The organism is Simplicispira metamorpha (genome assembly GCF_004341365.1).
Taxonomy (GTDB): Bacteria; Pseudomonadota; Gammaproteobacteria; order Burkholderiales; family Burkholderiaceae_C; genus Simplicispira; species Simplicispira metamorpha.
In genome coordinates this window covers 65,962-91,549 of sequence record NZ_SLXH01000013.1, presented here as the reverse complement: position 1 = coordinate 91,549, position 25,588 = coordinate 65,962, and the positions used below count along the sequence as shown (strand labels likewise).

General features: G+C 64.2%; 19 protein-coding genes. 8 read left to right on the top strand and 11 right to left on the bottom strand.

The window, feature by feature from the left end:
* Positions 1 to 486 carry a benzoate 1,2-dioxygenase small subunit gene (gene benB, locus EV674_RS08815; RefSeq protein WP_193552687.1) on the bottom strand — a complete coding sequence of 162 codons (486 nt, stop codon included), beginning with the start codon at positions 484 to 486 and terminating at the stop codon, positions 1 to 3.
* Positions 486 to 1,826 carry a benzoate 1,2-dioxygenase large subunit gene (benA, locus tag EV674_RS08810; protein WP_119013177.1) on the bottom strand — a complete coding sequence of 447 codons (1,341 nt, stop codon included), beginning with the start codon at positions 1,824 to 1,826 and terminating at the stop codon, positions 486 to 488. The genes benB and benA overlap by 1 nt, the downstream gene beginning before the upstream one ends.
* Before the next feature lie 721 nt (positions 1,827 to 2,547).
* Here benA and EV674_RS08805 point away from each other — a divergent pair.
* Complete coding sequence (locus EV674_RS08805; RefSeq protein WP_241524924.1) at positions 2,548 to 4,422, top strand: sigma-54-dependent Fis family transcriptional regulator; 1,875 nt, start codon at positions 2,548 to 2,550, stop codon at positions 4,420 to 4,422.
* Between the two features lie 9 nt (positions 4,423 to 4,431).
* On the opposite strand, the gene EV674_RS08800 is transcribed toward EV674_RS08805, so the two are convergent.
* The 5 genes from EV674_RS08800 to purL form a co-directional block, all read right to left on the bottom strand.
* Positions 4,432 to 5,001, bottom strand: a complete 570-nt coding sequence (locus EV674_RS08800) for a phosphatase PAP2 family protein (protein WP_157983679.1) — start codon at positions 4,999 to 5,001, stop codon at positions 4,432 to 4,434.
* 66 nt (positions 5,002 to 5,067) lie between these two features.
* On the bottom strand, positions 5,068 to 5,238 hold the full coding sequence (locus EV674_RS17390; protein ID WP_165887084.1) for a hypothetical protein: 171 nt from the start codon (positions 5,236 to 5,238) through the stop codon (positions 5,068 to 5,070).
* A gap of 162 nt (positions 5,239 to 5,400) precedes the next feature.
* Positions 5,401 to 6,375, bottom strand: a complete 975-nt coding sequence (locus tag EV674_RS08795; protein WP_119013115.1) for a DUF808 domain-containing protein — start codon at positions 6,373 to 6,375, stop codon at positions 5,401 to 5,403.
* Positions 6,376 to 6,515: 140 nt separating this feature from the next.
* Positions 6,516 to 7,619, bottom strand: coding sequence for a PDDEXK nuclease domain-containing protein (locus EV674_RS08790; RefSeq protein ID WP_119013116.1), 1,104 nt, complete (start codon positions 7,617 to 7,619; stop codon positions 6,516 to 6,518).
* A 117-nt stretch (positions 7,620 to 7,736) separates the two neighbouring features.
* Positions 7,737 to 11,765 carry a phosphoribosylformylglycinamidine synthase gene (purL, locus tag EV674_RS08785; RefSeq protein ID WP_119013179.1) on the bottom strand — a complete coding sequence of 1,343 codons (4,029 nt, stop codon included), beginning with the start codon at positions 11,763 to 11,765 and terminating at the stop codon, positions 7,737 to 7,739.
* Between the two features lie 169 nt (positions 11,766 to 11,934).
* Here purL and map point away from each other — a divergent pair, with 169 nt between their 5' ends.
* Entirely contained in the window at positions 11,935 to 12,750 is an 816-nt protein-coding gene (gene map / locus EV674_RS08780) for a type I methionyl aminopeptidase (RefSeq protein WP_119013117.1), read from the top strand.
* 89 nt (positions 12,751 to 12,839) lie between these two features.
* Positions 12,840 to 15,419: a [protein-PII] uridylyltransferase gene (locus EV674_RS08775; protein WP_119013118.1), complete on the top strand. Its 2,580-nt coding sequence runs from the start codon at positions 12,840 to 12,842 to the stop codon at positions 15,417 to 15,419.
* An 80-nt stretch (positions 15,420 to 15,499) separates the two neighbouring features.
* On the opposite strand, the gene EV674_RS08770 is transcribed toward EV674_RS08775, so the two are convergent.
* The 4 genes from EV674_RS08770 to msrA all read right to left on the bottom strand — a co-directional run bounded on the left by EV674_RS08770 (position 15,500) and on the right by msrA (position 19,255).
* Positions 15,500 to 17,671: a TonB-dependent receptor domain-containing protein gene (locus EV674_RS08770; protein WP_119013180.1), complete on the bottom strand. Its 2,172-nt coding sequence runs from the start codon at positions 17,669 to 17,671 to the stop codon at positions 15,500 to 15,502.
* 200 nt (positions 17,672 to 17,871) lie between these two features.
* Positions 17,872 to 18,324, bottom strand: a complete 453-nt coding sequence (locus tag EV674_RS08765; RefSeq protein WP_241524925.1) for a hypothetical protein — start codon at positions 18,322 to 18,324, stop codon at positions 17,872 to 17,874.
* A gap of 47 nt (positions 18,325 to 18,371) precedes the next feature.
* Complete coding sequence (locus tag EV674_RS08760; protein ID WP_119013119.1) at positions 18,372 to 18,617, bottom strand: hypothetical protein; 246 nt, start codon at positions 18,615 to 18,617, stop codon at positions 18,372 to 18,374.
* A 98-nt stretch (positions 18,618 to 18,715) separates the two neighbouring features.
* The gene (gene msrA / locus EV674_RS08755) at positions 18,716 to 19,255 is read right to left on the bottom strand and encodes a peptide-methionine (S)-S-oxide reductase MsrA (protein WP_119013120.1); all 540 of its coding nucleotides are present in this window, start codon (positions 19,253 to 19,255) and stop codon (positions 18,716 to 18,718) included.
* 124 nt (positions 19,256 to 19,379) lie between these two features.
* Between msrA and EV674_RS08750 the strand changes: the two genes are divergently transcribed.
* Genes EV674_RS08750 through EV674_RS08730 form a run of 5 tightly spaced genes read left to right on the top strand, consistent with a single transcriptional unit; the run spans position 19,380 to position 25,564 of the window.
* On the top strand, positions 19,380 to 20,084 hold the full coding sequence (locus EV674_RS08750; protein ID WP_119013121.1) for a TetR/AcrR family transcriptional regulator: 705 nt from the start codon (positions 19,380 to 19,382) through the stop codon (positions 20,082 to 20,084).
* On the top strand, positions 20,081 to 21,250 hold the full coding sequence (locus EV674_RS08745; protein ID WP_119013122.1) for an efflux RND transporter periplasmic adaptor subunit: 1,170 nt from the start codon (positions 20,081 to 20,083) through the stop codon (positions 21,248 to 21,250). The genes EV674_RS08750 and EV674_RS08745 overlap by 4 nt, the downstream gene beginning before the upstream one ends.
* A 20-nt stretch (positions 21,251 to 21,270) precedes the next feature.
* Positions 21,271 to 24,468: an efflux RND transporter permease subunit gene (locus tag EV674_RS08740; protein ID WP_119013123.1), complete on the top strand. Its 3,198-nt coding sequence runs from the start codon at positions 21,271 to 21,273 to the stop codon at positions 24,466 to 24,468.
* A gap of 27 nt (positions 24,469 to 24,495) precedes the next feature.
* A complete protein-coding gene (locus EV674_RS08735; RefSeq protein WP_119013124.1) occupies positions 24,496 to 25,206 on the top strand; it encodes a protein-L-isoaspartate O-methyltransferase family protein in 711 nt (236 codons plus the stop codon).
* Between the two features lie 16 nt (positions 25,207 to 25,222).
* Positions 25,223 to 25,564 (top strand): rhodanese-like domain-containing protein, encoded by a 342-nt coding sequence (locus EV674_RS08730; RefSeq protein ID WP_119013125.1) that lies wholly within the window; start codon positions 25,223 to 25,225, stop codon positions 25,562 to 25,564.
* Positions 25,565 to 25,588: the final 24 nt, after the last annotated feature.

Here is a 25,588-nt window from a genome sequence, read left to right as displayed (position 1 = left end):
TCAGATGTGATAGACGTCGAGCCAGTGGTGGATGCGATCGTTCTTCAGCACCACGTACTTGCGCTGGATCAGCGGCGTCTCACCCGAGGTGTTGATGGTGTAGATGGAGTAGCCAAAGTACGTATCGACAATGTTGTAGCGATAGGCATGGGTGGTCCAGTTGAAGCGCACTTCAATGCTGTTTTCGTCCTGCTTGAGCACTTCGATGTTGCTCAGCGCGTGGCCGGTGCGGGTGTCTGGAATGGCAGAGGCAGCACGCTCGGTTTCGATGCGGAAGATGCGGTCTTCCAGACCGGCACGGCTGGGGTAATAGATCAGCGAAACCTCTTTTTGCGGGTCTGTGGTGAGCCCGCCGTCGTCGTCCCAGGCAGGCATGTGGAAGTTGGCATCCGGTGCGTAAAACGCCAGCCAGTCATCCCAGCGGCGATCGTCAAGGGCGCGCGCTTCCTGGTACAAAAAGGTTTGAATGGATTCGTAGGACAACATTATTTTTCTCCTTGCTTTTGTTCTGCGGCGCACGCTTTTTTCATGGTTTCAAGCCAGTACTCGTGCTGGCCGATGTACAAGCCCTCGTCTTCGGTCTTGACGCAGCTCAGCTCGGGCTTGAGTCCGATCAGGTCGGCGGTGGCGTCCGGCCCCCTGACCCAGTGCGTGGCACCACGGCTCATGTCATTCCACTTGACGATGCTGGCCTCAAAGCCGGTCTGGCAGGCACGGAACTCCTCCAGGTCGTCGGGTGTGGCCATGCCGGTGGCGTTGAAGAAGTCTTCGTACTGGCGCAGGCGGCGGGCACGTGCCTCGGCGGGTTCGCCCTTGGGCGCGATGCAGTAAATGGTGGCTTCGCTCTGGTTGACCGAGATCGGGCGGATGGTGCGGATCTGCGAGCTGAACTGGTCCATCAGGTACACGTTGGGGTACAGGCACAGGTTGCGCGACTTGCGCAGCATCCAGTCGGCACGGTCTTCGCCAAACTTTTCTACCCACTCGGCGCGCTTGGCCCACAGCGGACGGTCTTCCGGGTTGGCCCAGTTGGTCCACAGCAGGATGTGGCCATGCTTGAAGGAATAAGAGCCACCGCCTTGCTGCGCCCATTTGCCAGCGCTCATGGCCTTGATGGTGTCCACCTTGCCATCGGCACCACGGCGGCCCGTGGTGGCGGCGTAGTTCCAGTGGACGGCGGTCACGTGGTAGCCATCAGCGCCGTTTTCAGCTTGCAGCTTCCAGTTGGCATCAAAGGTGTAGGTGGACGTGCCGCGCAGCACTTCGATGCCTTCGGGCGACTGGTCCACGATCATGTCGATGATCTTGGCGGCTTCGCCCAGGTGCTCGGCCAGGGGCAGCACGTCGGCGTTGATGCTGCCGAACAGGAAGCCACGGTAGCTGTCAAAGGCACCGATGCGCACCAAGTCGTGGCTGCCTTCATGGTTAAAGCTGGGCGGGTAACCGGCATCGGCGCTCTGGTCTTTGACCTTGAGCAGCTTGCCCGCGTTGTTGAACGTCCAGCCGTGGAACGGGCAAGTGAAACTGGACTTGTTGCCCTTTTTGTGGCGTGCCAGCGTGGCACCACGGTGGGTACATGTGTTGGCAAAGGCGTTGAGCTTGCCGTCTTTGCTGCGCGTGATCACCACCTGCTGGCGACCGATGTACACCGTGAGGTAGTCGTTGATGTTGGGCAGCTGGCTTTCATGGCCCAGAAAAACCCAGTTGCCTTCGAAGATGTACTTCATCTCCATCTCGAACAGCTCTTCGTCGGTAAAGGCTGCACGGTCGAGCCGATAGACGTGCTTGACGGGATCATCTTCAAGCATGGATTCCAACTGGTTCATCTTGGCCAAGTTGTCTTGATTATTTTTCACTCTGATCTCCTGCTCTCTTTTTTAAAAATGATTCGATATCTTTTTAGATACAGCCACGCCAGCGGCAAATTCATGCAACCCCACTTCAATACTGCGGGGCAATCGGTAACGAATCGGACAACCTGGCGAAATACGCACCTTCTTCAAAACTGAATTCATCATGTCTCCTTGCCTTTTTAAATTTCACATGATCAAACCAAAATCAGCCATCAGCGCTTAGCAAGCTCTCCACCACATTCCAACCATGTCGATCTAAGCAATGCATTCATTGCAATCGACGTGCCAGCTTTGACGGCCTGCGCAGCCACAGGCACTCCCCCTCTGAAAATGGCCCAAAACGGCCTCAAAACCTAGGGATTACCACTAAAAAAACAAAGTAATCCACAGGCATATAGAGATAAAACAAAAATCAACCCAGGGTTTACACCTAGAAAAGCAAAGAACCCAATGAACCAAATGAATCACATCGCCCAGAGGGCTGCGGTGTAATATGTATCTTTTGATTCAGCCACCAATAGTGCAGCCCATGCACAGCCTGAATCCAGGCAGCCTGTCAAAATAATGGTGCTTATCCGCCCCAGCACCCAGGAAAAATGGCATGGCTTGCACCCCGCCAGACAAGCCACCAAAATGCAGCCTCGATAGAGACAACCATGAAGACCCAATATCTTCTTTTCACTGAAGCGCTGCCTTGAACTCGAAAGCCACACCCGCCAAGAACACGCGATCGACCGAATCGCGCGTAGCCCCCAGCATTGCGCCAGCCCCGCCACTGCCGCATGGCAACCGCACGGTCTTCAACGCCAGCAATGCCGAGATCGACAAGGTGCGCTTCCCCAATCTGGTCGATCTGATGGGGCGCCTGCACTTTTCCACCAGCGACGGCAGGATCTGGCTGGATGACCAGCGCATGCTGCTGGTGCATGCCAAAGCACTGGGTGCGCTGCGCAAGGAGCTGATCGAACATGTGGGCACAGACGCCGCGCGCGGCTTCATGATGCGCATGGGCTATTGCGCTGGCGTCTGCGATGCGCAACTGGCACGCAAGGTGCGCATCAAGGCATCACTCAACGACATGTTTGCCGTCGGCCCGCAAATGCATTGCCTCGGCGGCATAGGCCGCTCTGAAGTGATCCGGCTCACCATCGACATCGAGCGCGGCATCCACTACGGCGAGTTTCTCTGGACCAGTTCGGTCGAGGACGAAGAACACATGCGGCACTTCGTGGTCGATACCGATCCCGCCTGCTGGATGCAAACGGGCTACGCCTCGGGTTATTCCACCGAATTCATGGGCAGGCCCGTGCTCTACCGTGAAGTCGAATGCCTGTCCATGGGCCACATGACCTGCCGCATCGTCGGCAAGCTGGTGGAAGACTGGGATGAAGAGTCCAGAAAAGACATGCGCTTTCTGATGCCCGAGACGGTCACCAGCCGCCCGATGCCACTGGCACGCCAGCCCAGCGTCACGGCCCGCCCGGTCACGGCCACGGGCGATCTGGACCACCCGGTGGGTATTTCGCCAGGCTTTAACGCCGTGCTGCATCTGATCAAGAAAGTGGCCCCCACCCAGGCCACGGCGCTGCTGCTGGGGGAAAGCGGCGTGGGCAAAGAAGTGTTTGCCCGCATGCTGCATCGCTGGAGTTCACGCCACGCCAAACCTTTTATCGCCCTGAGTTGCGCGGCCATCCCTGAGAATCTGATCGAATCCGAGCTGTTTGGCGTCGAACGCGGTGCGTTTACTGGTGCCAGCCAAAGCCGCCAGGGCCGCTTTGAGCGCGCCGATGGCGGCACCCTGTTTCTGGATGAAATCGGCACCCTGAGTTTTGGCGCGCAAAGCAAGCTGCTGCGGGTATTGCAAGAGGGCGAAGTGGAGCGCGTGGGCGACTCCTCCACCCGCAAGATCAATGTGCGCGTGATTGCGGCCACCAACGTCGATCTGCGCGAAGAAGTCAAGGCGGGCAACTTCCGTGAAGACCTGTTCTTCCGGCTGAACGTGTTTCCGATTCGCATCCCGCCGCTGCGCGAGCGGCGCGAAGACATCCCGCTGCTGATGGCCCACTTTCTGGCCCGGTTCAACCTGCGCCACGAGCGCCATCTGACCGGCTTTACCCAGCGTGCGGTCGATGCCATGCTGTCCTACGACTGGCCCGGCAACGTGCGTGAGCTGGAAAACATCATCGAGCGTGGCGTGATTCTGGCCAGCGACGGCGAGGCCATTGACGCCCCCCAGCTGTTTTCCTGTGGCGAGCAGTTCAGCGACCAGCGGTATGCCATCAACGGCGAAGGCAAGCTGGTGTCGGTCAGCCCGGCTTCGCCCTCGCCGGTGCAGACAGAACACAGCGACATCGATCGTGTCACCCGGCGCGTCAACGGCCTGCTGCTGGGCGAAAACGATTCATCGGCAGACAACGTATCACTCGACGAGATCGAAACCATGCTGCTGCGGCGCGCCATCGATTCAGCCCGTGGGAATGTCGCAGCCGCCGCCAGGCTACTGGGAATCACCCGTCCGCAAATGCTTTACCGCCTGAAAAGCCGGGGCATCCTGCAAGAAAACAGCTGACTGCCGCCATCACCCGCGCGGTGTGGAGTGTTCGGTGCCCGCTGTAGCGCCATCTGCTGGCGGTGCGGGCCACCGCCCGGCGCAGGCCCAGGCGCACGCTGCGCCCAGCAGTGCCCCCGCCAGCACATCGCGCGGAAAATGCAGCCCCAGGGCGATGCGGCTCCACGCCACCAGCAGCGCGCACCCCAACAACACCAGCGCCACGCCAGAACGCGGCCCGCTGCGCCACACGCTCAGCGCCACGGCAAACGCCAGACTGGTGTGCACGCTGGGAAACGAGGCGTTGGCCGCCTGCTCCACCCAGGCCGTGCCCAAGCCCAGCGCAAACGGGCGCGGCACCGGCCACAGCGCCTTGATCGCACTGGCCAATGCCCAGGCCAGTGCCATGCTGGTCAGCGCCCGCCAGGCCACCCGGCGCCAGCGCCCCGGGGCCGCCACGCCAGACAGCGCCAGCGCCCCCCAGAGCAGCCACGACAGCTCCTGCGACACCCACCGCGCGCCCCACAGCAGCGCCGGGCTGTGACCCACGCTGGTGTTGAGCAGCAGCAAAACCTTGTCGTCCACCGTACGTTCTCCCAAAAAAAAGCCCTCTGCAAAGAGGGCTTGTAGTGTGCAGGGGGCGCCAGGCGCCCCTGCCAGCGGCGATCAGCCGCCCTTCTTGGAGCGCTTGCCAGGGTTCTTCTTGCTGCGTGTAGCCACGCCGCGCTCCAGGCTCACGCGCTGGCCACGGCCAGGGGTGCCCAGGGTCACGCCGTTGGGCGTCTGGGGACGGGGGGTGCGCTTGCGATCTGCTTCGGTGACGATTTTGTTGCCCATGGGAGGCCTCCGCTAAAAGTGAAAAGAAAAAGAAAAGCCCGCTATTAGGCCATAGCTGCACAGGGCTGGCGCGCAAAACCTGCCCGCCCACTGCACCAAACCGCGCCAAATCCCGCCAACGGCGATCCCAGCGCCCCCTGGTCTGCCCTTGGGCAGCCCCGTTCAGCGGCGCAACCGCTGGCCCAGCGTGACCACGGCCAGCACCAGCGCGCCGGCCACCAAGCCCACCAGCGCATTGAGCAGGTTGGGCACCAGCACCTGCCACAGCGCACCCACCGGCCAGGCGCCTGCGGCCCCGCCAGCGGCCTCTACCGCGTGGTGCAACAGCGGCACGCCGTGTACCAGGATGCCCCCACCCACCAAAAACATAGCCGCCGTGCCCGCCACCGACAAGCCCTTCATCAGCCAGGGCGCCGCAGCCACAATGGCACGCCCCAGGCCCTGCGCCGCTGCGCTGGCCTTGCCACTGAGCCACAGGCCCAGGTCATCGAGCTTGACGATGCCCGCCACCAGCCCATAGACGCCCACGGTCATGATGATGGCAATGCCCGACAGCACCGCCACCTGCTGGGCAAACGCCGCCGTAGCCACCGTACCCAAGGTGATGGCAATGATTTCTGCCGACAAGATGAAATCGGTGCGCACCGCGCCTTTGATCTTGTCTTTCTCGAAAGCCACCAAATCCAGCGCCGGGTTGGCGTTGGCCAGGACGTGGCTTTCGTGCTGGGCCTCGGCCTCGTGGGGGCTGTGCAGAAATTGGTGCGCCAGTTTTTCGCAGCCTTCAAAGCACAAAAAGGCACCGCCCACCATCAAGAGGGGCGTTACCGCCCAGGGCGCAAAGGCGCTGATGAGCAGCGCCAGCGGCACCAAAATCAGCTTGTTGATGAACGAGCCCTTGGCCACCGCCCAGACCACCGGGATTTCACGCTCGGCGCGCACACCGGCCACCTGCTGGGCGTTGAGTGCCAAATCGTCACCCAGCACGCCAGCGGTTTTTTGCGCCGCCACCTTGGTCATCACCGACACATCGTCGGCCATGGCCACGCTTTTCTTCGCGGCCACTTTGGTCATCAAGGCCACATCGTCGAGGATGGCGGCAATGTCGTCCAACAGGGTCAGCAAACTGGCTCCGGCCATGGGGTGGCTCCTTGCAAAAAAACAAACAAAAATAGCTTCTGGCGCTTATACAGCAAGCGCAAGAAGCTATGTTTTTGATAGCTAATTTCGGGAATGGAACAAAGTGATCCCGGTGGTCTGTCCATGGTGCGCCACGCAACTCATGGCTCAAGTCCACCCAGTTCACTCTCGATTTGCTCAATGCTGGGCAGGCTGGTTTGCAAATCCTGCGGCAAGGCGCGTGTCAGCTCGTAGCTGGAAACGCCAATCGGCTTTTCGACACCGCGCAAAGCGTACTCGGCCAGCACACGGTTGGGCTGCTGGCACAGAATCAGGCCCACGGTCGGCTGGTCACTGGGGTGGCGCAGCAGGTCATCGACCACGCTGCAATAAAAACTCATCTTGCCTGCGTACTCGGGCTTAAAGTCGCCTCGCTTGAGCTCAATCACCACGTAGCAGCGCAGCTTCAGGTGATAGAACAGCAGGTCGATGTAGAAATCCTGGTCACCAATATCCAAGTGGTACTGGCGCCCGACAAATGCAAAACCCTGCCCCAATTCGAGCAAAAATTTTTCTAGGTGCGCCATCAGCCCAGTTTCCAGTTCGCGTTCGTGAAACGGGTCGGAGAGCGTCAAAAAATCAAACAAGTACGGGTCTTTGAGCGTCTGCTGCACCAGATCGGATTCGGGCTTGGGCAGGCGCAGCGCAAAGTTGCTGGCCGCGCGCCCATGGCGTTGGTGGGCAGCCGTTTCGATCTGCATCAGCAAAACATGGCGGCTCCAGCCATGCTCCAGCGCCGCCTGCATGTACCAGCGGCGTGTGGCGTGGTCTTTGACCTTGGCCATCAGCTCCGCGTGGTGCCCCCAAGGCAAGGCCAAAATCAGTTCGACCGTAAAAAGTGCCACAGCCTGTGGCACTTTTGGTATAGGCGGAGTTGGTGCCACAGGCTGTGGCCCCCACTCCAATTGGGCGTACTCCCGGTAAAACGCCAGCATCCGCTTGATGTTGCGCTCGGAAAACCCCTTCTCCTCGGGCAACTCATTGTGCAAATCCCGCGCCAGCCGGGGAATCACGCCCGCGCCCCAGCCTTCTTGCTGCTGACGCTCATGAATGGTCTGGCCAATGCCCCAATACAGGCGAATCAGCTCCGCGTTGACCGACAGCATGGCCCGCACCTGGGCTTGGCGCACGCGCAGCTTGATGTCGGCAAGCAGCGAGGCGTAGCCCTGGGGCGGGGGCGTGAGGGAGGCGGGTTGTTCGCTCATTTCAGCGCATCCAGATGACTTTGTGACGCAAAAAAGCCGCTTAACTTTCGAACAAAAAAGGCTGCCAGCCCTTGCACAGTAAGCGCCAGCAGCTCTTATTTCAGGAGCAAATCCTGATCAACCTACCCACTTGCGCGCGTTGCGCCAGAGGTGCATCCAGGGGCTGAGGGCAGCCTGACCACCGCTGGCGCCCACGTCTGTCCAGCTCATCTGGATGTTGCGGAACACGCGCTCGGGGTGCGGCATCATGGCGGTGAAGCGGCCGTCAGCAGTGGTCACGGCGGTGAGGCCACCCGCGCTGCCGTTGGGGTTGAACGGGTACTGCTCGGTGGCCGCGCCGGTGTTATCGACAAAGCGCATGGCGCCAATCACCTGCGCCGCGTTGCCCCGGTGTTTGAAGTTGGCGTAGCCCTCGCCGTGCGCCACGGCAATCGGCAGGCGGCTGCCCGCCATGCCTTGCAAGAACAGGCTGGGTGACTCCAGCACCTCGACCATGGACAGGCGCGCCTCGAAGCGCTCGCTCTGGTTGGTGGTGAAGCGCGGCCAGTCTTGCGCGCCGGGGATGATGTCGGCCAGCTCGGCAAACATCTGGCAGCCGTTGCACACGCCCAGACCAAAGGTGTCCTGGCGGGCAAAAAAGCCCTGGAACTGCGCCGCCAGCACCGGGTTGAAGGTGATGGAGCGCGCCCAGCCAATGCCCGCGCCCAGCGTGTCGCCGTAGCTGAAGCCGCCGCAGGCCACCACGCCCTGGAAGTCTTGCAGTTGGACGCGGCCCGTTTGCAGGTCGGTCATGTGGACGTCGTAGGCCTCAAAACCGGCTTCGGTGAAGGCGTAGGCCATTTCGACGTGCGAGTTCACGCCCTGCTCGCGCAGCACCGCCACTTTGGGGCGCGCCAGGTTCAGGAAGGGCGCGGCCACGTTGTCTGCCGGATCAAACGTCAGGTGAACGTGCATGCCGGGGTCTTGCGGGGCACCGGCGGCGGCGTGTTCGGCATCGGCGCAGGCGGGGTTGTCGCGCTGCTGGCAAATCTTCCAGCTCACGCTGTCCCAGACCTGGTGCAGGTCAGCCAGCTCGGCGCTGAACACTTGCTTGGCATCGCGCCAGATGGAGAGCTGGCCCTTGCCCGCATCCATGCTGGAGCTTTGCGGGCGGGTTTTGCCGACAAAGTGGCTGAATTTGGACAAGCCGTGCTCGCGCAGCGTTTGCATGACGGCGTTGCGCTGTTCGGTGCGCACTTGCAGCACCACGCCCAGCTCTTCGTTGAACAGCGCCTTGAGCGTGAGTTCTTCGCGCCGCGCGCTGACCTGCTGTGCCCAGTTTTTGGCGTCGCCGGTTTCCATGCGGCTGTCGCTGATGCCGTCGCCTTCGGTGACGAGCATGTCCACGTTCAGCGCCACGCCCACATGGCCGGCAAAGGCCATTTCGGCCACAGCAGCCAACAGGCCGCCGTCGCTGCGGTCGTGGTAGGCCAGGATGTGGCCTTGCGCGCGCAGGGCGTTGATGGCGTTGACGAGGTTTTTCAGGTCTTGCGCGTCGTCCAGGTCGGGGGCGGCATCGCCTGCCTGGTTCAGCACCTGGCCCAGGATGCTGCCGCCCATGCGGCTTTGGCCGTGCCCCAAGTCAATCAGCACCAGCGTGGTGTCGTCTTCGGTGGCGTTGAGCTGCGGCGTCAGGGTGCCGCGCACGTCCGCCAGCGTGGCAAAGGCCGTGACCACCAGGCTGACGGGCGAGACGACCTTTTTGGCCACGCCACCATCGTTCCACTGCGTGCGCATGGACAGGCTGTCCTTGCCGACCGGAATCGAAATGCCCAGCGCGGGGCACAGCTCCATGCCCACCGCTTTGACGGTCTCGTACAGGGCGGCGTCTTCGCCGGGTTCGCCGCACGCGGCCATCCAGTTGGCCGACAGCTTGACGCGCGGCAGCTCAATCGGCGCCGCCAGCAGGTTGGTGATGCTTTCTGCCACCGCCATGCGGCCCGAGGCCGGGGCGTTGAGCGCGGCCAGCGGTGTGCGCTCGCCCATGGCCATGGCTTCACCGGCAAAGCCTTGGAAGTCGGCCAACGTCACGGCCACATCGGCCACGGGCACCTGCCAGGGGCCAACCATCTGGTCGCGGTGTGTCAGGCCGCCCACGGCGCGGTCGCCAATGGTGATGAGAAAGCGCTTGGAGGCCACGGTGGGGTGGCTCAGCACGTCAATCACCGCCTGTTGCAGGGCCACGCCGGTCAAGTCCATGGGCGTGAATGGGCGCGCTACGGTCTGCACATCGCGGTGCATTTTGGGCGGCTTGCCCAGCAGCACCGACATGGGCATGTCCACGGGCAGCTTCTGGTCGTCGTCGGTGGCTGCCGGGTCGTGCAGCACCAGCTGGCGTTCTTCGGTGGCAGTGCCGATCACGGCAAACGGGCAGCGCTCGCGCTCGCAAAACGCCGTGAACAGCGCCAGCGATTCGGGCGCAATGGCCAGCACGTAGCGCTCCTGGCTTTCGTTGCTCCAGATTTCTTTGGGCGACAGGCCCGATTCTTCGAGCTGCACGGCGCGCAGGTCAAAGCGGGCGCCCCGGCCCGCGTCATTGGTCAGCTCGGGGAAGGCGTTGGAGAGGCCGCCCGCGCCCACGTCGTGGATGGCCAGAATCGGGTTGCCCGCGCCCTGCGCCCAGCAGTGGTTGATGACTTCTTGCGCCCGGCGCTCGATTTCGGGGTTGCCGCGCTGCACCGAGTCAAAGTCGAGTTCAGCGGCGTTCTGGCCAGTGGCCATGGAGCTGGCGGCGCTGCCGCCCATGCCGATGCGCATGCCGGGGCCACCCAGCTGGATCAGCAGCGAGCCCGCCGGGAACAGCACCTTTTGCGTCTGCGCAGCGTCGATCACGCCCAGGCCACCGGCGATCATGATGGGCTTGTGGTAGCCACGCTGCACACCGGCCACTTCCTGCTCGTATTCGCGGAAGTAACCGGCCAGGTTGGGACGGCCAAACTCGTTGTTGAAGGCAGCGCCGCCCAGCGGGCCTTCCGTCATGATTTGCAGCGGGCTGGCGATGTGGCCGGGCTTGCCGCCCTCTTGATCCGAGGCACCGCCCCAGAGCTTGGACACCGTAAAGCCCGTCAGCCCCGCCTTGGGCTTAGAGCCGCGCCCGGTGGCGCCCTCATCGCGGATCTCGCCGCCCGCGCCGGTGCTGGCGCCAGGAAAGGGCGAAATCGCTGTGGGGTGGTTGTGTGTTTCCACCTTCATCAGCACATGGTGGGTTGCGCTCTCTTTTTGATAGCTGCTAGCGCCCGACGCATGGGCGCCAGAGGCCATTTTGGCTACAAACCGTTCGACCGCGCTGCCTTCCATGATGGAGGCGTTGTCCGAGTAGGCCACCACCGTGTGCTGGGGCGCCAGCTGGTGGGTGTTGCGGATCATGGCGAACAGGCTTTTGTCTTGCACTGCGCCATCGATGGTGAACTGGGCATTGAAGATTTTGTGGCGGCAGTGCTCGCTGTTGGCCTGCGCAAACATCATCAGCTCCACGTCGGTGGGGTTGCGCCCCAGCGACTGGAAGGCATGGGCGAGGTAGTCGATTTCATCCTCGGCCAGGGCCAGGCCCCACTGGGTGTTGGCGGCTACCAGCGCAGCGCGGCCACCGCCCAGCACATCGACGTGCTCCATGGGCTGCGCGGGCAGTTCGGTGAACAGGGCCTGGGCGCCTGTCAGGTCGAACAGCACCGATTCGGTCATGCGGTCGTGCAACAACGCGGCCACTTGTTGCAGCTGCTCGGCGCTCAAGGTGGGCTTGCTCAGCAGGCCCGACTGCAGCTGCACGCGGTATTCGGTCACGCGCTCGACGCGGTGGATGTGCAGGCCGCAGTTGCGCGCAATGTCGGTGGCCTTGGAGGCCCAGGGCGACACTGTGCCCCAACGCGGCGTGACGACGATGGCAGCGCCCTCGGTGGGGCCAGCGTAGGGCTCGCCGTAGGTCAGCAGAGCCGACAGGCGCGCGTGCTGATCGGGCGTGGGCGCTGCATCCTGGGCCACCAGGTGGACAAAGCGTGCGGCAATCGACGCAATTTTGGGGTGGATGGCCTGCAACGCAGGCAGGAGTTGCTGGGCGCGAAAGGGGCTGAGGGCGTTGGCGCCCGCAAGCGTGGTCATGTGCAAGGTCACGTTGGCGGCCTGGTTGGGTGGAGAGGGAAAAGCGGAAAAATCGCAGTGGGGGAAAGCGGGCAGAACCGGCGGCGGCGCTGCTGTGCCAAAGGCCAGCGCAGGCACGGGGCAAGCGCGGCATTTTACCGGCCAGGGGCAAGAAAGCCGGTGCGATGGGATAATTGGACGCATGAGCATCACCATCAAAACGGCAGCCGACATCGCCGCCATGCGCGAAGCCTGCCGCCTCGCTTCTGAAGTGCTGGACTACATCGCACCGCACATTCAACCCGGCATCACCACCCTCGAAATCGACCGCCTCGGCGCCGAATGCATGGCCCGCCAGGGCACGCGCTCGGCCACCGTGGGCTACCAGCCACCGGGCTACCCGCCCTACCCGGCCTCGCTGTGTACCTCGGTCAACCATGTGGTGTGCCACGGCATTCCCAACGACAAGCCCCTGAAAAAAGGCGACATCGTCAACGTGGATGTCACCGTCATCACCCAGGACGGCTGGTACGGCGACAGCAGCCGCATGTACCTGATCGGCGAGTGCTCGGTGGCCGCCAAGCGCCTGTGCGCCCTGACCTACGAGGCCATGTGGCACGGCATCTTGCAAGTCAAGCCCGGTGCCAAGCTGGGCGATATTGGCCACGCCATCCAAAAGTTTGCCGAGAGCCACGGCCTGTCGGTGGTGCGCGAGTTTTGCGGCCACGGCATTGGCAAAAACTTCCACGAAGAGCCCCAGGTGCTGCATTACGGCCGCCCCGGCACCCTCGAAGAACTCAAGCCCGGCATGATTTTCACCATCGAGCCCATGCTCAACGTGGGCCGCCGCGAGATCAAAGAGTTGGGCAACGACGGCTGGACCATCATCACCAAAGACCGCAGCCTGTCGGCGCAGTGGGAGCACACCGTGCTGGTCACGCCCACGGGCTACGAGGTGCTGACGCTGTCGGCGGGCTACCCGGCGCTGCCCGATTTCGTCCACGCCACCACCACCTGAGCGCGCCTGCGCGCAGCGCCGCACCTGCGGCGCTTGCACGTTTCTTGCGTAGCGTGGCGCCTGTTGCTTCTCTTCCCGGATAAAACGCCATGACCGAACTGCAAGCCCTGCGCGACACCTACCGCCGCGACAAAGCCGCGCTGCTGGCCCTGCTGGCCGCCTCGCAAGCCTCCACGCGCGGCATTCACTCCCATTTGCGCACGCTGGCGCAGATTGCGGGCAACCTGCTCACCCAGCTGTGGCAGCGCGCTGCCCTGCCCGACTCCATGGCCCTGGTGGCCGTGGGCGGCTTTGGCCGGGGCGAGCTGTTTCCGCATTCCGATGTGGACGTGCTGCTGCTCTTGCCTGGCAGCGACATGGCCGAAACCCAGCGCCAGGCCATCGAATCCTTCATCAGCAGCTGCTGGGATGTGGGGCTGGACATCGGCTCCAGTGTGCGCACCGTGGCCGAATGCACCAGTGAGGCGGCGCAGGACGTGACGGTGCAAACCTCGCTGCTGGAGGCGCGGCTGCTGCACGGCAATGCCGCCTTGTTTGCCGAGTTCCAGGCACAGTACCGCGCCCACCTCGACCCCAAAGCCTTCCTGATCGCCAAAACGCTGGAGATGCGCCAGCGCCACAACAAGTACGACAACACCCCCTACGCGCTGGAGCCCAACTGCAAAGAGTCACCCGGCAGCCTGCGTGACCTGCAAACCGTGCTCTGGGTGGCGCGCGCCGCAGGGTTGGGCAACAGCTGGCACGAGCTGGCCCGCAGCGGCCTGGCCACCCCGTTCGAGCTGCGCCAGCTGGTACGCAACGAAGCCCTGCTCTCTTTGGTGCGCGCACGATTGCACGCCATTGCCGGGCGGCGCGAAGACCGGCTGGTGTTTGACTTGCAAACCGCCGTGGCCGAATCGTTTGGCTACCGCTCCGAGGCCCCCGACGGCAGCGGCCTGCCCCTGCGCGCCAGCGAAACCCTGATGCGCCGCTACTACTGGGCCGCCAAAGCCGTCACCCAGCTGTGCCAAATCCTGCTGCTCAACATCGAAGAGCGGCTCAACCCGTCGGACTGCGCGCCGCGCCCCATCAACGCGCGCTTTCTGGACAAGGCCGGCATGATCGAGATCGCCAGCGACGACCTCTACCAGCGCGACCCACACGCCATCCTCGAAACTTTTTTGCTCTACCAGACCTCGGCGGGCTTGCAGCACCTGTCGGCGCGCACGCTGCGCGCGCTGTACCGGGCGCGCAGCGTGATGGATGGGGCCTTCCGGCGCGACCCGGTCAACCGGGCGGCTTTTTTGCGCATCCTGCAACAGCCCGAAGGCATCACCCACGCCATGCGGCTGATGAACCAGACCTCGGTGCTGGGGCGCTACCTGTGGCCGTTCCGGCGCATCGTCGGGCAGATGCAGCACGACCTGTTCCACGTCTATACGGTCGATCAGCACATCCTGATGGTGCTGCGCAATGTGCGGCGCTTTTTCATGGCCGACCACGCGCATGAATACCCGTTCTGCTCACAGCTGGCCGCTGGCTGGAACAAGCCCTGGACGCTGTACGTGGCCGCGCTGTTCCACGATATTGGCAAGGGCCGGGGCGGCGACCACTCGGAAATCGGCGCCGTGGTGGCACGGCGCTTTTGCCGCCAGCACGGCGTGGCCCGCGAAGACGCCCAGCTCATCGAGTTTCTGGTGCGCGAGCACCTGACCATGAGCCAGGTGGCGCAAAAGCAGGATTTGAGCGACCCCGACGTGATTGGCGCCTTTGCCCAGCGCGTGGGCAACGAGCGCCAACTCACCGCGCTGTACCTGCTCACGGTGGCCGATATTCGCGGCACCAGCCCCAAGGTCTGGAACGCCTGGAAAGGCAAGCTGCTGGAAGACCTGTACCGCGCCACGCTGCGCACGCTGGGCGGGCGCGCCCCCGATGCCGCTGCCGAGATCGAAGCGCGCAAACGCGAAGCGCTGGTGCTGCTGGCCTTGATGGCCCAGCCCTTTGAAGCGCACAAACCACTCTGGGCCACGCTGGACGTGAGCTATTTCATGCGCCACGAGGCCGCCGATATCGCCTGGCACACGCGCCACCTCTCGCGCCACGTGGGCAGCGCACGGCCTGTGGTGCGCGCACGCCAATCGCTGGCGGGCGAAGGCTTGCAGGTGGTGGTCTATGCCGCCGACCAGCCCGACCTGTTTGCGCGCATCTGCGGCTACTTCGACCGCGCGGGCTTCAGCATCCTGGACGCGCGCGTACACACCGCCGCCAACGGCTACGCGCTCGACACCTTCCAGGTCACCACCACCACGCTGCCCGGGCACTACCGCGAACTGACGCACATGGTCGAAAGCGACCTGGCGCGCGCCATCGAAGAAGGCGGTGCGCTGCCCGAGCCGGGGCACCGGCGCCTGTCGCGGCGCGCCAAAAGCTTTCCGATGGCGCCGCGCGTGACGCTGCGCCCCGATGAAAAAGCCCAGCGCTGGCTACTGGGCATTTCTGCCAGCGACCGCGCGGGCCTGCTCTACCTGGTGGCGCGCGTGCTGGCCCAGCACCACCTGAGCGTGCAGCTGGCCAAGGTCAGCACCCTGGGCGAGCGGGTGGAAGACACCTTCCTCATCCAGGGCCCCGAGCTGCAAAGCAACGCCCACCAGATCCAGATCGAAACCGAGCTGCTGCAAGCACTGTCGTAGCAACTCCTGTTTTGATAGCTGAAAGCGCTCACCAGCATTGCGTTTGAAGGCTTTTTAAGCCTTCATCCAAAGGCCGGGCATCAAAACGCGACGCGCACGCCCACGGTGATGTTGCGCCCCATCAAAGGCGCCGCATTCTTGATGAACGAGGTGTGCGCGTAGGCCAGCCGGTCGGTCAGGTTGTGGGCCTTGAGGTAGAGCTGCCACGGGGTGGCGTTCATCTGGCCGCTGTAGCTGATGCCCAGGTTGAGCATGCCGTAGCCCGGTGTGGTGCTCTCGAACTCCGCCACACGGGTCTGGCGGGCCACTTGCACCCATTCAACCTGCCCCTCCCACGCATTCCAGTTCGCATCCAGGCGCAGGCCCGCCCGGGCGGCGGGAATGCGCGGCAGCAAGCCGCCGCCCGCCAGGCGCGCGCGCACCACGTCGCCGAACAAGGTCAGGCCGATGTGGCGCGTCAGGCGCTGGCGCACCTGGCCTTCGATGCCGGTGAAGGTGGCGTCCTGCTGCGCGTATTGCAGCAATTGCAGGCCATCGAGTTCATCGAGCGTGCGGCCATAGATGTAGTTGCTGATGCGGTTGCGGAACACGCTGACGCCAAACGTGGTGTCGCCGCTGGTCTTGCGCAGGCTCAGGTCGATGTTTTGCGAGGTTTCGGCGCGCAAATCGGCATTGCCGCGCTCGTAGGTGCTGGTGGCCATGTGCAGGCCGCGCGCATACAGCTCTTCTGCCGACGGGGCGCGGCTGGCGCGGGTGAAAGACGCACCCAGCGCATAGCCGGGCTGGAACTTCCACACCGCGCCCAGCGATGCCGAGGTGCCGTGGTGGCTGCGCTCGATGCCGCTGGTTTGCGCCTCGGCGGTCTGGCGGTCGTGGCGCAGGGCGCCTTCAAAACGCCAGTCGCCCCAGCGGTATTCCTCCAGCAGGAACAAGCCCGTTTTGCGCGTGACGGTGGGCTGCACATAAGCCTCCTCGCCCACCGCACTGAACTTGCGCTGCGAGGTTTGCAGGCCGATCAGCCCCTTGAAACCGGCCACGGGTTCGTGTTGCAGCTCCAGGCGGGCGTCGTAGGCCTTGTTCTTGAACGTGGTGGAGACGGCACCTTCCTCGATTTCATCGTGCGCGTAGTCGGTGTGGCCCGCGCGCAGGCGCAGGGCGGAGAAACCAGCGAACGGGTTGCGCAGCTCGCCGCGCACATCCAGGCGTTTGCTGCGCAAATCCACCACGGGCACGGCGCCGTGGGCTTCGTCGTGGTCATGGTCGTGGTCGTCGTGCCCGTCCTGCATCTGGGGGCCGTGGGTGCCGCAGTGCAATTGGGCGCCGTGGGTGTGGCAGCCGTCAAAGCTGTGGCTGTGGCCGGGCAGGCCGTATTCGGCGTTCTGGCGTGTGTAGGCCACGCCCAGGTAGCCCTGGCTGCCCACCCACGACAGGCCCAGGCTGGCGCTGTCGGTGCGGTTGAAGCTGCCGGGCACTTTGCGCTCGGCGTGGCCCTCGTGCAGCCAGCCGCCGCCCACGCGGTAGTCGCTGGCGTTGCGCTTGGCGCCTTCGACGTGGATGGCGATGTTGCCCGCCCCGCCGGTCAGTGCAAAGGCGCCTGCCCCCTCACGGGCGCCGCTGTTGGCGCGCAGCTCGGCGCTGCCTTCTATGCCCTTGTCAGGAACGGCGGTGGGCACTTTGCCATCGAGCACGTTGACCACACCGCCCACCGCAGCGCCGCCATAGGCCAGCGCCGAGGGGCCGCGCAGCACCTCGATCTGCGTGGCCAGCAGGGGCTCGGCGGCCACGGCGTGGTCGGGGCTGATGGTGGAGGCGTCGTGCAGCTCGGCGCCGTCGGACAGCACCTTCACGCGCGGGCCATCCATGCCCCGGATGATGGGGCGGCTGGCACCCGCGCCAAAGTGGCTGGAGGTGATGCCGGGCTCGCTGGTGAGTGTTTCGCCCAGGGTGGCTTCGCGCTGGCGCACCAGCGCATCGCCTTCGAGCACGCTCACGGGGGTGGCCATGTCGCTGCTGCCGTGTTGCAGGCCGCTGGCCGAAACGGTGACTTCAGACAGCGCTGCGGTGGCTACTGGCGCCCCGGCGGGCGCCTGCTGGGCCTGTGCCTGGCCCCAGGTGGTGAGCAGCAGCGCCACGGCCAGCGGCAGCGGGCGCAAGGCCTGGGGCTGGCGCCGTGGCAGGGGCTTGGAGCGGGCGGTGGAGACGTCAGCCAGGTGCTGGTCGATCGGGCCTGTACGGTGAAAAATGGAAATCATGGTGTGCATTGAAAAAACACGGGCGGCGCTGGCGCATCAGCGTGCGCAGGCCGCCCCCATGCGGGGCATGGATAAAGGATAAAAAACGGCTCCAGCGCTTACGGGATAAGCGCTAGCAGCTATCAAAAAAGGAGTTATTACCTGGCGCAGCAGCCACTACAGGCCACGCTGCAAACGCAGCGCTGGCCATGCTCGGGTGCTCAGGTGTGGCTGGGCGCGGGGGGCGCGCCCCAGCCCATGGCCAGCGGCGGGGCGCGGGCCTGGAAGGCGGCGGTGCGCCGCGCACTGAAATGCGCGGGCGGGCCAGCGGGGGGCGCGGTGGCGGGCGCTGCATGTGCCAGCGCAGGCGCGCTGCGGGGTACATCGCCCAGGGTGAGCTGGTCGAGTAACTGGCAATCGACCAGGTGGTGGCCAGAAAAAAGCGCAGCCACCCAGGAGGTCTGGTCGCCCGGCGCAGCGTGCGGGCCGCCGTGGACGCTGTGGGCAGACAGCGCTGGCGCCGCATCGCCATGCACGGCGCGGTGCATCTGGCCCAAAGCGGGCGCCAATACCAGCGCCAGCACCAGCCAGACCGACCACCACACGGCGCTGGCCCTGCGGCCCACGGCCCGGCCCCGCTGTGCTGCGGTGGAACGGGTGCTGTGGGCGGGCATCACGGGAATGGGTACGGACTGGCGGGCGAAAAAACGGGCAAACGCGGTCAGTGCGCGTGCTTCATGCCGCAGTATTTGCCGATGGCCAGGTTTTTGCAGGCGGCTTGCAACTCTTTCATGCACTGCTGGGCGTCTTTGCCAGACTCCAGGCACTGCGCCGCTGCGGTGTGGGCGGCGGCCATGGCGCGGTGGCGTTCGATATCAGCCTTGGTTTCCTGGTCGGAATGCACCTGGGCCTGCGCCAAAGGGGCACACAAAGCGGCAAAGGCCAGAAGGGTCAGCAGACGGCGCATGGCAAATTTTCTCCAGATCAGATTCAAAAATCATAGCGTATAGCGCCCGATTGGCGGGCGCCACAGCCATTTTGGCTATCAAAAAAATAGACCCAACCTCAATCGGGCTTCAAAAAGCGGGTAAATGTCTTGCGGAATTTGTTCACCTTGGGGCCGACCACGGCGGCGCAATAACCTTGCTGCGGATTGCGCGCGTAGTAGTCGTGGTGGTAGGGCTCTGCGGGCGAAAAATGGGCCACCGGCACCACCTCAGTGACCACGGGGGCATCGAACCACTGCGCTTGCACCATGTGCTGGATCAGCTCGTGGGCCACCTTTTCTTGCTCGGGCGTGTGAAAGTAAATGCCGCTGCGGTATTGCGTGCCCACATCGTTGCCCTGGCGGTTGGGCGTGGTGGGGTCATGGGTGCCAAAGAAAATCTCCAGAATCTCTCGCACGCTGATGACCGCGGGGTCAAACGTCACGCGCACCACCTCGTTGTGGCCGGTGGTGCCGCTGCACACTTGCTCGTAGGTGGGGTTCAAAACATGGCCGTTGGCGTAGCCACTTTGCACATCCGTGACGCCGCGCACGCGGTCAAACACGGCCTCTGTGCACCAAAAACAGCCTCCGCCGAGGGTGATGGTTTGCAGTTGCATGAAAAGTCTCCTTGGATGGAAGATGAAGCGCCAGGATACAAGCGGGTGTGCGCGATTATGAATTGACGCCATCCAGGGGGATGGGTACATTACTAACCGGTCAGTCAGTAATCATCTTCACCCCATGCCCCCCGATTCACACTCCTTCACGGCCCCTCCCGCGTCCCGGCGCGAGCGCCGCAAAGAGGCGCGCCCGGGCGAGTTGCTGGACGCCGCCCTGGATTTGTTCGTCGAAAAAGGTTACGCCGCCACGCGTGTCGATGATGTGGCAGCACGCGCAGGCGTCTCCAAGGGCACGCTGTTTTTGTACTTTCCCAGCAAGGAAGAGCTGTTCAAGGCCGTGGTGCGCGAGAACCTTGCCGGGCGTTTTCCCGAGTGGAATGCCGAGGTCGATCAATTCCAGGGCAGCACCGCCGACATGTTGCGCTACTGCTACACCGTCTGGTGGGAGCGCATTGGTGCCACCCGCGCCTCGGGCATTACCAAGCTGATGCTGTGCGAGGCGTGTAATTTTCCGCAGATCACCCAGTTCTACCAGCGCGAGGTGGTGGCACAGGGCCAACAGCTGATCCGGCGCATCCTGCAACGCGGGGTGGATCGGGGCGAGTTTCGTGCCCTCAACCTCGATTACGCGGTGTACGCGGTGCTGTCACCCATGATTTTTCTGATGATGGCCAAGCACTCTGAGGAAGCCTGCATGCCCCAAGAAATCCTGATGGCGCCGCAGGCGTACCTGGAAACCCAGATCAACACCCTGTTGTACGGCCTGTGCCAGTCTGGCACGGCGCCAGCAGCGCCCTCCCCCGCCACCCCATCGGAGAACGCATGACGCAGCGCAAACGCTGGTTGCCTTGGGTGGTGGCGGTGGTGGTGGTAGCCCTTCTGGGCGCCACACTGTGGCGCACGCTGCAAGCGCGGCAATCCCAACAAAAAGCCCTGGAAACCGCTGCCACACACAGCGCCGCGGTGGTGATGGACATCGCTGCCGATGAAGTGTGGCCTGTGCGCCGCCAGGCACTGGCCCTGAACGTTCCCGTGACGGGGGCATTGCACGCGGTGCAGTCGGCCACCATCAAAGCGCGCGTGGCCGGGGAGCTGCAAGGCCTGGGCCTGCGCGAAGGCGACAGCGTGCGCGCAGGCCAGGAGGTGGCGCGCATCGAAGCCACCGAGATGCAGGCCCGCCTGCGCCAGGCACAGCAGCAGGCCGACGCGGCCCGCGCGCAGGTCGATATCAGCCAGCGCCAGTTCGACAACAACCGCGCGCTGGTGGCGCAGGGCTTTATCTCGCGCACCGCACTGCAAACCTCGGAGGCCAGCTTGCAGGCGGCGCAGTCGTCGCACCAGGCGGCGGTGGCCGCTGCCGACGTAGCCCGCAAATCGCTGTTGGATACCGTGTTGCGCAGCCCCATCAACGGCCAGGTGGCGCAGCGGCTGGTGCAAAACGGCGAGCGTGTGGCCATAGATACCCGGATTCTGGAAGTGGTGGATTTATCGCGCATGGAAGTCGAAGCACTGCTGGCGCCTGCCGACTCTGTGGCCGTGCGCGTCGGCCAGAGCGCCCTCCTGCACATGGAGGGGCGCAGCGACGCCCTGACGGCCACGGTGGTGCGCATCAACCCCAGCGCCCAGACGGGCAGCCGGGCCGTGCCGGTGTACCTGGCCCTCCAACCCGCCCAAAACGCCAGCCCCGATGCCCTGCGCCAGGGCCTGTTCGTGCAAGGCAGCATCCAGACCGGCACCGCAGAGCCCCTGGTGGTGCCGCTGGATTCGGTGCGCACCGACCAGCCCGCCCCCTACGTGCAAGTGGCTGACCAGGGCCGCGTAGCCCACCACCGCGTGCAAACGGGGGTGCGCAGCCTGACCGACGGCCAGATGCTGGTGGCCGTGGACGGCGTACCCGAAGGCGCCCTGGTACTGGCCGGGCGCGTGGGGGTGCTGCCGCAAGGCACCGCGCTGCGCCTGGCACCCGCCGCCCCCTCCCCAGCCAAGCCCTGAGCGCACGGACACCCCCACCCATGTGGTTCACCCAAGTCAGTCTGAAGAACCCGGTGTTCGCCACCATGGTGATGCTCGCCTTTGTGGTGCTGGGCGTGTTCTCGTACCAGCGCCTGAAGGTAGATCAGTTTCCGGAAATCGACTTCCCCGTCGTCGTGGTCACTGCCGAGTACCCCGGGGCATCGCCTGAAATCGTCGAAAGCGAAGTCACCAAAAAAATCGAAGAGGCCGTCAACTCGATTGCCGGCATCAATGCCCTGACCTCGCGCAGCTACGAAGGCAGCGCGGTGGTCATCATCGAATTCCAGTTGCACATCGACGGGCGCAAAGCGGCAGAAGATGTGCGCGAAAAAGTGGCTGGCGTGCGCCCCCTGCTGCGCGATGAGGTCAAAGAGCCGCGCGTGCTGCGCTTTGACCCGGCCAGCCGTGCCGTGTGGTCGCTGGCCGTGCTGCCGGAGGCGGGCGCTGGAGCCAACGCGGCACCGTCCGCCGTGGCACTGAGCAGCTGGGCCGAACAAACGCTGAAAAAACGCCTGGAAAACGTGCGCGGCGTGGGCGCCGTGAACCTGGTGGGCGCCACCCAGCGCGAAATCAACATCTACCTGAACCCGCAGGCGCTGGAAGCCTTTGGCATCACGCCCGAGCAGGTGGCGCAGGCCGTGCGCACCGAAAACCAGGACTTGCCCCTGGGCGCCGTGCGCTCGCTGGCGCAAGAGCGGGTGGTGCAGATCGACGCGCGCATGCAGCGCCCCGAAGACTTCGGTCAGATCATTGTGGCGCGCAAAAACGGCGCTCCCGTGCGTGTGGCCCAACTGGCGCGGGTACAAGACGGCGCGCAAGAGGTGGAGAGCCTGGCCCTGTACAACGGCCAGCGCACGCTGCTGCTGTCGGTGCAAAAGGCCCAGGGCGAGAACACCATCGAAGTGGTCGATGGCCTGAACGCCGCCGTGGCCGCGCTGCGCGCCGAGCTGCCGCCAGGAGTTCGCCTGGAGACCATTGGCGACAGCGCCCGCCCCATCCGTGTGGCCGTGGACAACGTGCGCCAGACGCTCATCGAGGGCGCGCTGCTCACGGTGCTGATCGTGTTTTTGTTTTTGAACTCGTGGCGCTCCACGGTCATTACGGGGCTGACGCTGCCGATTTCCATCATCGGCACCTTTTTGTTCATGCACTGGTTCGGCTTCACCATCAACATGATCACGCTGATGGCCCTGAGCCTGTGCGTGGGCCTGCTGATTGACGATGCCATCGTGGTGCGCGAAAACATCGTGCGCCATGTGCAAATGGGCAAAGGCAGCTACCAGGCTGCGATGGAGGGCACGCAAGAGATCGGCCTGGCCGTGTTGGCCACCACGCTGTCCATCGTGGCGGTGTTTTTGCCGATTGGCTTCATGGGCGGGATCATCGGCAAGTTTTTTCACGAGTTCGGCATCACCATCGTGGCGGCGGTGCTGATTTCGATGTTCGTCAGCTTCACGCTGGACCCCATGCTCTCCAGTGTCTGGCACGACCCCAGCATCCACACGCACGGCCAGAACGCGCCACCGACCACGCTCTACGACAAGACCATTGGCCGCATCACCGGCTGGTTTGACCGCAGCACCGAGCGGCTGGCCCAGGGCTACCAGCGCATTCTGGGCTGGGCACTGGTACACAAGCTGGCCACCCTGGCCCTGGCCGGGGCGATTTTTGTCGCCAGCATTTTCATGGTGCCGCTGCTGGGCACCGAGTTTGTGCCCAAGGCCGACTTTTCTGAAACTACGGTCAATTTCTATACCCCGGCAGGCTCCTCCATCGAAGCCACTGAGGCCAAGGCCAAACAGGTGGAAGCCCTGGTGCGTGAGCTGCCCGAGGTGCGCTACACGCTGGCCACCCTGAACACCGGCAATGCGCAAGGCAAGATGTACGCCAGCATTTACGTGCGCCTGGTGGATCGCAAAGCGCGCAGCCGCAGTGTGGATGAGATGTCGGGTGTGCTGCGCGAGCGGCTGCGCCAGATTGCGGGCATCACCGTCACGCATGTGGGCCTGCTGGACCCGGTGGGCGGACAAAAACAGATCGAATTCTCGCTGCAAGGGCCTGACTTGCAAGAGTTGGAGCGCCTCACGCACCTGGTGCAAGACAAAATCCGCACCATTCCGGGCCTGGTCGATCTCGATTCCAGCCTCAAGGCCGACAAGCCGGAGATTGCCGTCGCCGTGCGGCGCGATGCAGCCTCTGACCTGGGCTTGTCGGTGGCCTCCATGGCCAACGCCTTGCGCACTTTGATTGCCGGGCAAACCGTGGGCAACTGGCGCGCGCCCAACGACCAGACCTACGATGTCAACGTGCGCTTGGCCCCCGAGGCCCGCACCAGCGTGCAAGACCTGGAGCGCCTGCCCTTTGCCCTGACCGCCGCGGATGGCAGCACGCGCACCGTGCGCCTGAACCAGGTGGCCAGCGTACACACCTCCAGCGGCCCCAACCAGATCAACCGCCGCGACCTGACGCGCGAAGTGGCCATCAGCGCCAACGTGTACCAGCGCTCTACCGGTGCCGTATCGGCAGACCTGCGCAAAGCCCTCGACAGCGTGGCTTTTGCCCCCGGCTACCGCTACCAGTTTGGCGGCTCCACCAAAAACATGACCGAGGCATTTGGCTACGCCATCTCGGCGCTGGTGCTGGCCATTGTGTTCATCTACATGATCCTGGCCAGCCAGTTCAAGAGCTTTGTGCAGCCGCTGGCGCTGATGACGGCGCTGCCGCTGACGCTCATCGGCGTGGTGCTGGCGCTGATGATGTTTGGCTCGGCGCTGTCCATGTTCTCCATCATTGGGGTGGTCATGCTGATGGGACTGGTCACCAAAAACGCTATCTTGCTGGTGGACTTTGCCATCCGCGCCCGCGAAGACCAGGTGGACGCGCACGGCCAGCACCAGCCCGGCCTGGCGCGCGTAGACGCCCTGCTGCTGGCCGCACGCGTGCGCCTGCGCCCCATTTTGATGACCACGCTGGCCATGATCTTCGGGATGGTGCCGCTGGCTTTTGCCATGACCGAGGGCTCCGAGCAGCGCGCCCCCATGGGCCAGGCGGTGATTGGCGGCGTTATCACCTCGTCGCTCTTGACGCTGGTGGTAGTGCCGGTGGTGTATTGCTACATGGACGACCTGGCGTGCTGGGCGCGCCGCTGCCTGGGTTCAGGCACTGCCGCCCGTCCTAAAATCGAAGGCTTGTCCTGAACCGCCCTCTCCCGGAGATTTTTTCCCATGAACATGCCCCTGAACACGTCTGCCAACACCAACGATCCGATAGCGCACGCCCGCTACAACATGATCGAACAGCAGATTCGCCCCTGGAACGTCTCCGACCCTGAGGTGCTGGAGCTGCTGCACCAAGTGCGCCGCGAAGATTTTGTGCCTGCGGCCCACCGCAGCCTGGCCTTCATGGACATTGAAATCCCGCTGCGCGGCACCCCCGAAGAAGGCGTGCGCACCGGCCAGTGCATGCTGGCGCCCCGCGTGGAAGCGCGCCTGCTCAACGACCTGCAAGTGAAAAAGCACGAGCGCGTGCTTGAAATCGGCACCGGCTCGGGCTACATGGCGGCCTTGCTGGCACACCGCGCCAAGGAAGTGCTGTCGCTGGAAATCGTGCCCGAACTGGCCGACGCTGCGCGGGCCAACTTGCAGCGAGCTGGCATCGGCAACGCCACTGTGCGCGTGGCCGATGGCTCCCAAGATCCGCTGCCTGAAGGCCCGTTTGACGTGATCGTGCTCAGTGGCTCGGTGGCCGAGGTGCCGCAAGCGCTGCTGGCCAAGCTCAACGATGGCGGACGCCTGGCTGCCATCGTCGGCCTGGACCCCATCATGCGCATGACCATCGTGCAGCGCCACGGCAACCGTTTTGAAACCACCCAGCCCTGGGACACCAGCTCGCCGCGCCTGACAGGCTTTGCAGAGCCATCGCCCTTCAAGTTCTGACACGCAGGAGCCTTGCATGGTTGCCCACATCCGCCCCCAGGAGCTTGCTGCCTGGTTTACCGAGACCGCACCCGGCCAGCAGCCACTGGTGCTGGATGTGCGCGAGCCCTGGGAGCTGCAAACGGCCAGTGTCACGCCAGAGGGCTTTGAATTGCTGGCTGTGCCCATGGGCAGCGTGCCCCAGCAACTGGCCACGCTGGACCCCGAGCGCGCTGTGGCCTGCTTGTGCCACCACGGCATGCGCAGTCTGCGGGTGGCCGCTTTTCTGGAACACCACGGTTTTGCGCGCGTGGCCAACATCACCGGGGGCATAGACGCCTGGGCCTGCGAGCGCGACCCCGGCGTGCCACGCTACTGACCACAACGCTACCCTCCCTGAAAG

Coding starts and splice junctions, on each gene's coding strand:
- benB (WP_193552687.1), bottom strand. CDS start 486: ATGTTGTCCTACGAATCCATTCAAACCTTTTTGTACCAGGAAGCGCGC.
- benA (WP_119013177.1), bottom strand. CDS start 1,826: ATGAACCAGTTGGAATCCATGCTTGAAGATGATCCCGTCAAGCACGTC.
- EV674_RS17390 (WP_165887084.1), bottom strand. CDS start 5,238: ATGGGCAACAAAATCGTCACCGAAGCAGATCGCAAGCGCACCCCCCGT.
- EV674_RS08795 (WP_119013115.1), bottom strand. CDS start 6,375: ATGGCCGGAGCCAGTTTGCTGACCCTGTTGGACGACATTGCCGCCATC.
- EV674_RS08790 (WP_119013116.1), bottom strand. CDS start 7,619: ATGAGCGAACAACCCGCCTCCCTCACGCCCCCGCCCCAGGGCTACGCC.
- map (WP_119013117.1), top strand. CDS start 11,935: ATGAGCATCACCATCAAAACGGCAGCCGACATCGCCGCCATGCGCGAA.
- EV674_RS08775 (WP_119013118.1), top strand. CDS start 12,840: ATGACCGAACTGCAAGCCCTGCGCGACACCTACCGCCGCGACAAAGCC.
- EV674_RS08770 (WP_119013180.1), bottom strand. CDS start 17,671: ATGATTTCCATTTTTCACCGTACAGGCCCGATCGACCAGCACCTGGCT.
- EV674_RS08765 (WP_241524925.1), bottom strand. CDS start 18,324: ATGCCCGCCCACAGCACCCGTTCCACCGCAGCACAGCGGGGCCGGGCC.
- EV674_RS08760 (WP_119013119.1), bottom strand. CDS start 18,617: ATGCGCCGTCTGCTGACCCTTCTGGCCTTTGCCGCTTTGTGTGCCCCT.
- msrA (WP_119013120.1), bottom strand. CDS start 19,255: ATGCAACTGCAAACCATCACCCTCGGCGGAGGCTGTTTTTGGTGCACA.
- EV674_RS08750 (WP_119013121.1), top strand. CDS start 19,380: ATGCCCCCCGATTCACACTCCTTCACGGCCCCTCCCGCGTCCCGGCGC.
- EV674_RS08745 (WP_119013122.1), top strand. CDS start 20,081: ATGACGCAGCGCAAACGCTGGTTGCCTTGGGTGGTGGCGGTGGTGGTG.
- EV674_RS08740 (WP_119013123.1), top strand. CDS start 21,271: ATGTGGTTCACCCAAGTCAGTCTGAAGAACCCGGTGTTCGCCACCATG.
- EV674_RS08735 (WP_119013124.1), top strand. CDS start 24,496: ATGAACATGCCCCTGAACACGTCTGCCAACACCAACGATCCGATAGCG.
- EV674_RS08730 (WP_119013125.1), top strand. CDS start 25,223: ATGGTTGCCCACATCCGCCCCCAGGAGCTTGCTGCCTGGTTTACCGAG.